Source organism: Acetobacter sp., assembly GCF_047723915.1.
GTDB lineage: Bacteria > Pseudomonadota > Alphaproteobacteria > Acetobacterales > Acetobacteraceae > Acetobacter.
Genome location: NZ_JBDOBQ010000011.1, coordinates 1 through 6254 on the forward strand (window position 1 = coordinate 1; position 6254 = coordinate 6254).

Annotated in this window: 4 protein-coding genes; 3 read left to right on the forward strand and 1 reads right to left on the reverse strand. The window is 63.6% G+C overall.

Annotation, left to right across the window (positions count from 1 at the left end; genetic code table 11):
• Positions 1-243: 243 nt before the first annotated feature.
• From ABF990_RS07820 to ABF990_RS07830, 3 genes are all read left to right on the forward strand, one after another.
• Positions 244-1701 (forward strand): amino acid permease, encoded by a 1458-nt coding sequence (locus tag ABF990_RS07820; protein WP_415491021.1) that lies wholly within the window; start codon positions 244-246, stop codon positions 1699-1701.
• Positions 1702-1924: 223 nt separating this feature from the next.
• Positions 1925-2929: a porphobilinogen synthase gene (gene hemB / locus ABF990_RS07825; protein ID WP_415491020.1), complete on the forward strand. Its 1005-nt coding sequence runs from the start codon at positions 1925-1927 to the stop codon at positions 2927-2929.
• Positions 2930-2982: 53 nt separating this feature from the next.
• On the forward strand, positions 2983-3756 hold the full coding sequence (locus ABF990_RS07830) for an arginyltransferase (protein WP_415491019.1): 774 nt from the start codon (positions 2983-2985) through the stop codon (positions 3754-3756).
• Positions 3757-3796: 40 nt separating this feature from the next.
• On the opposite strand, the gene parC is transcribed toward ABF990_RS07830, so the two are convergent.
• Positions 3797-6004, reverse strand: a complete 2208-nt coding sequence (gene parC, locus ABF990_RS07835) for a DNA topoisomerase IV subunit A (protein ID WP_415491018.1) — start codon at positions 6002-6004, stop codon at positions 3797-3799.
• Positions 6005-6254: the final 250 nt, after the last annotated feature.

Sequence of the window (6254 nt, forward strand, 5' to 3'; positions counted from 1 at the left end):
TTCCGGGTCCGTCTGGGAAACAGGCGCGCGAAAAAAAAGCTCCAGATCGGTGTGGCTCATTCAGGTGTTTCCTCAAAGTCGGGCCTGCGGGTCGTCACTCCCATGCCGGGCCTCGGCAGGCGTTCATTTCGTTCCGGGTTTAGCACATCTTGCTGGACGTGCCGGCAGCCTGCTGTATAGCAAGCAGGACCGTTGGATGGTGTCTTACAGCTTTCCGGGCGACGCTGACAGGAGAAAAAATACATGGAGAAAAACCCTGCCCCCTCGGCAGTCTCGGCCTTTACGCGTTGCCTGCCGCTGGACAAGCTTCAGACAGCGCAGGGGCTGAAACGCGTACTGGGGCCGGGCAGCCTGATCGCGCTCGGGGTCGGCACCACCATCGGGGCGGGCCTTTTCTCGCTGACCGGCATTGCCGCGGCGGAAAATGCGGGGCCCGCCGTTGTCCTGTCCTTTATCATTGCGGGGATCGCCTGCGGATTCGCGGGGCTCTGCTACAGCGAGCTGGCCAGCATGATCCCCATCGCGGGCAGCGCGTATACCTACGCCTATGTCACCCTGGGTGAACTGATGGCCTGGATCATCGGCTGGGATCTGGTGCTGGAATACGCGGTCGGGGCCGCGACTGTCGCGGTAAGCTGGTCGCGCTATGTCGCATCGCTTTTAGGGACATGGGGGATCGTTCTGCCACCAAGGCTGACCGCCTCACCGTTCGAGAGTGTGCAACTGGCCGACGGGTCCATGACCCACGGGCTGGCCAACCTGCCCGCCATGGTCGTGATCTGTGCCATATCCTGGGTACTGATCCGTGGCATTTCCCAGTCCGCCATAGTCAGCATCGTAATCGTCACGATCAAGCTGCTGGTCATTCTGGCATTTATCGGTTTCGGGCTGGGGTATATCAACCCCGCCAACTACCATCCGTTCATCCCCCCCAACGAGGGCACGTTCGGCCATTTCGGCATCTCGGGTGTCATGCGCGCGGCGGGCACGATCTTTTTCGCCTATGTCGGGTTCGACGCTGTCTCCACCACCGCGCAGGAAACCAAAAACCCCGCACGCGACATGCCGATCGGCCTGCTTGGCAGCCTGCTGGTGTGCACGCTGGCCTATGTCGCGTTTTCCTTCGTCATGACCGGGCTGGTCAATTACCGCGACATGATCGGCGATGCGGCACCCGTGGCCACCGCCATCAACCATACGCCTTATCACTGGCTCCAGGTGGCGGTTAAAATCGGCATTATCTGCGGTTTTACCTCTGTATTGCTGGGTGTGCTGCTGGGGCAGAGCCGCGTGTTTTTCGCCATGTCACGGGACGGGCTTCTGCCCCCCGTGTTCAGCACCACGCATCCACGGTTCCAGACACCATGGCTGTCCAACCTGTTCTTCATGGTGCTGACCAGCCTGCTCAGCGCGTTTCTGCCCATCTCCGACCTGGGGCATATGGCGTCCATCGGCACGCTGCTGGCCTTTGTGCTGGTCTGCGCGGGCGTGATCGTGCTGCGCCGCAAGGCCCCTGACGCACCGCGCGCCTTCCGGGTACCGGGGGGAGACATCGTGCCGGTGCTGGGTATTCTGTCCTGCGGATCGGTCATGATCTTTCTCGACCACCTGACCTGGCTGCGCCTGATCGGCTGGCTGGCCCTGGGCATGCTGATCTACATGCTTTACGGCCGCAAACACAGCAAACTGGCCCAGTCCTGATACAGCCCGTGGCCCGCCCCGCCCGCACGATCGGCTGCGGGGGCTGGCCACGACAGACCCGCCAAGGGCCGCCCGCGCAGTTCTGGGCAGACGCGCGCGACCTTGCATAAGCCGGTCAGGCGCGCATACTCGCGCCCAACATTCACCCTGCCCTGCCCGTAACGCCGCGCCGCCTGACCAGACGCCACGACACGGGCCGTGCAACTTGCAGGAGATCCCGCCCATGACGGCAGGTCGCTTCCCTCTGGCCCGCCCGCGCCGCAACCGTTTTGACGACGCGACCCGCCGTCTGGTGGCGGAAAACGCGCTGGGTATCAACAACCTGATCTGGCCGATTTTTTTCATGGAAGGCACGAACACCACGACGGACGTGGCCTCTATGCCCGGTGCGCAGCGCGTAACCCTGGACCGGCTGGCCAGCCATGTGGAACCCGCCGCAAAGCTTGGTATTCCCGCCGTAGCGCTTTTTCCCGTCACCCCGTCCGAAATCCGTGACGAAAAGGGAACCGAGGCCACAAACCCCGACAACCTGATGTGCCGGGCCGCACGGCTTCTGAAAAAGGAATTCCCCGACGTAGCCCTGGTGGGTGACGTGGCCCTGGACCCCTATACCAGCCACGGCCATGACGGGCTGATCGAGAACGGCTACGTCGTCAACGAAAGCTCGGTCACGGTCCTGGCGCAGCAGGCACTCAACCAGGCGATCGCCGGTGTCGATATCATTGCCCCCTCGGACATGATGGACGGGCGCATTGGTTCCATCCGTCAGACGCTGGATGCCAACGGGCTGATCAATACCCGTATCATGTCCTACGCGGCCAAATATGCCTCTGCCTTCTATGGCCCGTTCCGCGACGCGCTGGGATCTGGCAGCCTGCTGAGCGGGGACAAGAAAACCTACCAGATGGACCCCGCCAACAGCGACGAAGCCCTGCGCGAAGTGGAGATGGATATCGCGGAAGGGGCGGATATGGTCATGGTCAAACCCGGCATGCCGTATCTGGATATTATCCGCCGCGTGCGGGACACGTTCAGCGTACCGACATTCGCCTACCAAGTCTCGGGCGAATACGCTATGCTGATGGCCGCCATCAACAATGGCTGGCTGGACCGCGAACGCGCCATCATGGAAAGCCTTCTGGCGTTCCGCCGCGCGGGGGCTCATGGCGTGCTGACCTATTTCGCCATCGAGGCCGCCCAGACCATTCGGGCAACCTTCGGCCGCTAGCTGGCCACGGACCGGCTCAATGCCGGTCCCTTCTGTTCTTCTGGCACGGAACCATGAAAACCTCGCTGCGTGGGCCACAGTTCTTTTATACCTCGGCGCCGCAGCAGTGCCCCTATCTTCCTGAGCGGATGGAACGCAAGGTGCTGGCCGATCTGGCCGTGCCCGATGCCGACACCCTGCACAGCCGCCTGTCCCGCGCGGGGTTCCGGCGCAGTCACACGCTGGCCTACGCTCCGCTATGCGCGGGCTGTTCGGCGTGCATTCCCATCCGCCTGCCTGTGGCCGACTTCACCCCGGACCGCACGCAGCGGCGTACGTGCAGGCGCAACGCGGACCTGAACGCAACACTGCTACCCCCGACCGCCACCCTGGAGCAGTACGATCTGTTCCACCGTTATCTGTCGCGTCGCCATGCCGATGGCGACATGGCAAGCATGAGCCACCGCGACTATATTGCCATGGTGGAAGAAACACCGGTGGATACGCGGGTGATCGAATTCCGCGACCCGGCGGGAACGCTTGTGGCCGTCAGCCTGACCGATGTGCTGGAAGACGGGCTTTCGGCCGTATACAGCTTTTATAACCCCGATCTGCCCCAGCGTTCACTGGGCAGCTACGCCGTGCTGTTCCTGATCCGGCAGACCTATCTGCTCAACCAGCCATACCTGTATCTGGGCTACTGGGTGCCCGGCAGCCCGAAAATGGCTTATAAAAGCCGCTACCACCCGGCCGAAATCCTTCGCGACGACACATGGCAGAGGCTCGACCCCGACAAGCCGGTTTTTACCGGCCGGACAGACCTGTTCCCCGCGGCCCCGCTGTTCTGAGCCCTGCTGGCCGCCACAGAACCACAGCCGCGCGGGTGTTTCAGCCCTTGCGGGTTGCCCAGGGGGGGGCAGCCTTGCCGGTCGCGGCGCGCTTGCCCTGCCATTCCTTAAGGTCGGCAAAGGCCCGGGGGCGTACGCTGCCGGGCCATGTCAGCCCCTGCTCCTGCGTGAACACCACCACCTGTTTCAGCCCGCCATCGGTATATTTCTGCAACGCGACGCCAAGGCCGCGCGCCATGACAGGCAACTGATCCAGCGGGAAAACGAGCAGCTTGCGGTTATCGCCCAGCACGGCCACCTGGTCTCCGTCCGCTGGCACGCAAACCTGCGCGGATTCGCCATCCTTGAGGTTGAGCACCTGCCGCCCGGAGCGCTTTTCGGCCACCAGGGCTTCGTTCTCGACCAGCATGCCGCGCCCTGCACTGGAGGCCACAAGTCGCCTGCCCCCGTCGTTCAGCACGAAAACCGCCACCAGATCCTCGTTATTGGGCAGGTCGACCATCAGGCGTACGGGCTGGCCGTCGCCCCGGCCGCGTGGCAGGTCCGCCCCCTTGACGGTAAAGGCCCGGCCATCGGTGGCAAAAAAGCATAGCCGGTCGGTGCTCTGGCACGGCAGCGCCAGCTTGAGGGCATCGCCTTCCTTGAACTTCTGGTTTTCAAGGTCGACATTATGCCCCTTGATCGCCCGCACCCAGCCGTTCTGGGACAGGATGAAGGTCAGCGGTTCACGTTCGACCGTCTCCACCACAGAGATATCCACCGCCTTGGGTGCTGACAGGATCGTGCTGCGTCGTGGGCCTGTGCGCCCCTTGGCGAAGGCCTTGGCCATGCGGTCAAGCTCGGTGCCGATCTGCTTCCAGCGCAGCGCCTCATCCCCCAGCAGGGCCAGCAGGGCCGCCTTTTCGGTACAGAGAGCGTCATGCTCGCGGCGGATTTCCATTTCCTCAAGTCTGCGCAGGCTGCGCAGGCGCATGTTCAGCACCGATTCCGCCTGCATGTCCGTCAGGCTGAACGTGGCGATCAGGCTGGCCTTGGCGTCGTCCTCTTCACGGATGATGCGGATCACCTCGTCCAGATTAAGATACACCACCAGAAAACCGGCCAGAATTTCCAGCCTGCGTTCAACGGCGGCAAGCCGGTGGCGGCTGCGCCGTTCCAGCACCTCGTGCCGGTGGTCAAGCCAGGCACGCAGCACCTGTTTCAGCCCCATGACGCCGGGGGCGCGGTCAGCGCCCAGAACATTCATGTTCAGCGCGAAACGGCTTTCAAGCGGGGTGGCGCGGAACAGGGTTTCCATCAGCACTTCGGGTTCGATCCCGCGCGACTTGGGTTCGAGCACGAGCCGGATCTCGTCCGTGCTTTCGTCGCGGATATCGCCCAGCAGCGGCAGTTTTTTCTGTTCCAGCAGGTCCGCCACCTGTTCGATCAGCCGGGATTTCTGGACCTGATAGGGAATTTCCGACACCACGATGTGCCATGTGCCAAAACGCCCCTGCTCCACGCTCCAGCGCGCACGCATGCGAAAACCGCCGCGCCCGGTCTCGTAAGCCTGCAGGATGGCGGCGGCATCTTCCATGATCAGCCCGCCGGTCGGAAAATCCGGGCCGGGCATGAGGGCGAGCAGGTCTTTTGTCTCGGCCCCGGGCCTGCGCACCAGCAATGCCGCCGCGGCACAGACCTCGGCCGCGTTATGGGGGGGAATGCTGGTGGCCATGCCCACCGCGATACCCGCCGCCCCATTGGCCAGAAGGTTGGGGAACGCCGCCGGCAGCACGACGGGTTCGTGTTCCTCCCCGTCATAAGTGGGGCGGAAATCGACCGCGTCATCCTCGATCCCGTCAAGCAGAGCGACCGCCACATCCGTCAGCCGGGCTTCGGTATACCGCATGGCGGCGGCGTTATCGCCGTCGATGGAGCCGAAATTGCCCTGACCTTCCACCAGCGGGTAGCGGGCCGCGAAGTCCTGCGCCAGACGCACCAGCGCCTCATAGACCGATGCATCGCCATGGGGGTGGAACTTACCGATGACATCACCCACGACACGCGCGCATTTCTTGAAGCCCGAAGCCGGGTCCAGCTTGAGCTGATGCATGGCGTAGACCAGCCGCCGGTGTACGGGCTTGAGACCGTCGCGCACGTCGGGCAGGGAGCGGGACATGATCGTGGACAGGGCATAGGCCAGATAACGCTCGCTCAGCGCATCCGCCAGTTTGGTCTCCTCGATATGACCTTCGGCTGTATCTGTCATTGTCTGCTCCGCGCCCTGCTGCGTACCCTGTCTGTCGCGCGCCCATCTGTCGCGCGCCAAGACATACCGCCCCCGTGAAGGTTATGAAAGCCTTGAACGCACCCGACACGCCCGGGGCGATGCAAAAGTCTCGAACCGGGAAGGGCAGAGCCTGCCCCGCGCCGCAGCCAGCCCCGCAAACGCGACAGAGGCGTGGAGGCGTGGAGGCGTGGAGGCGTGGAGGCGTGGAGGCGTGGAGGCGTGGAGGCGT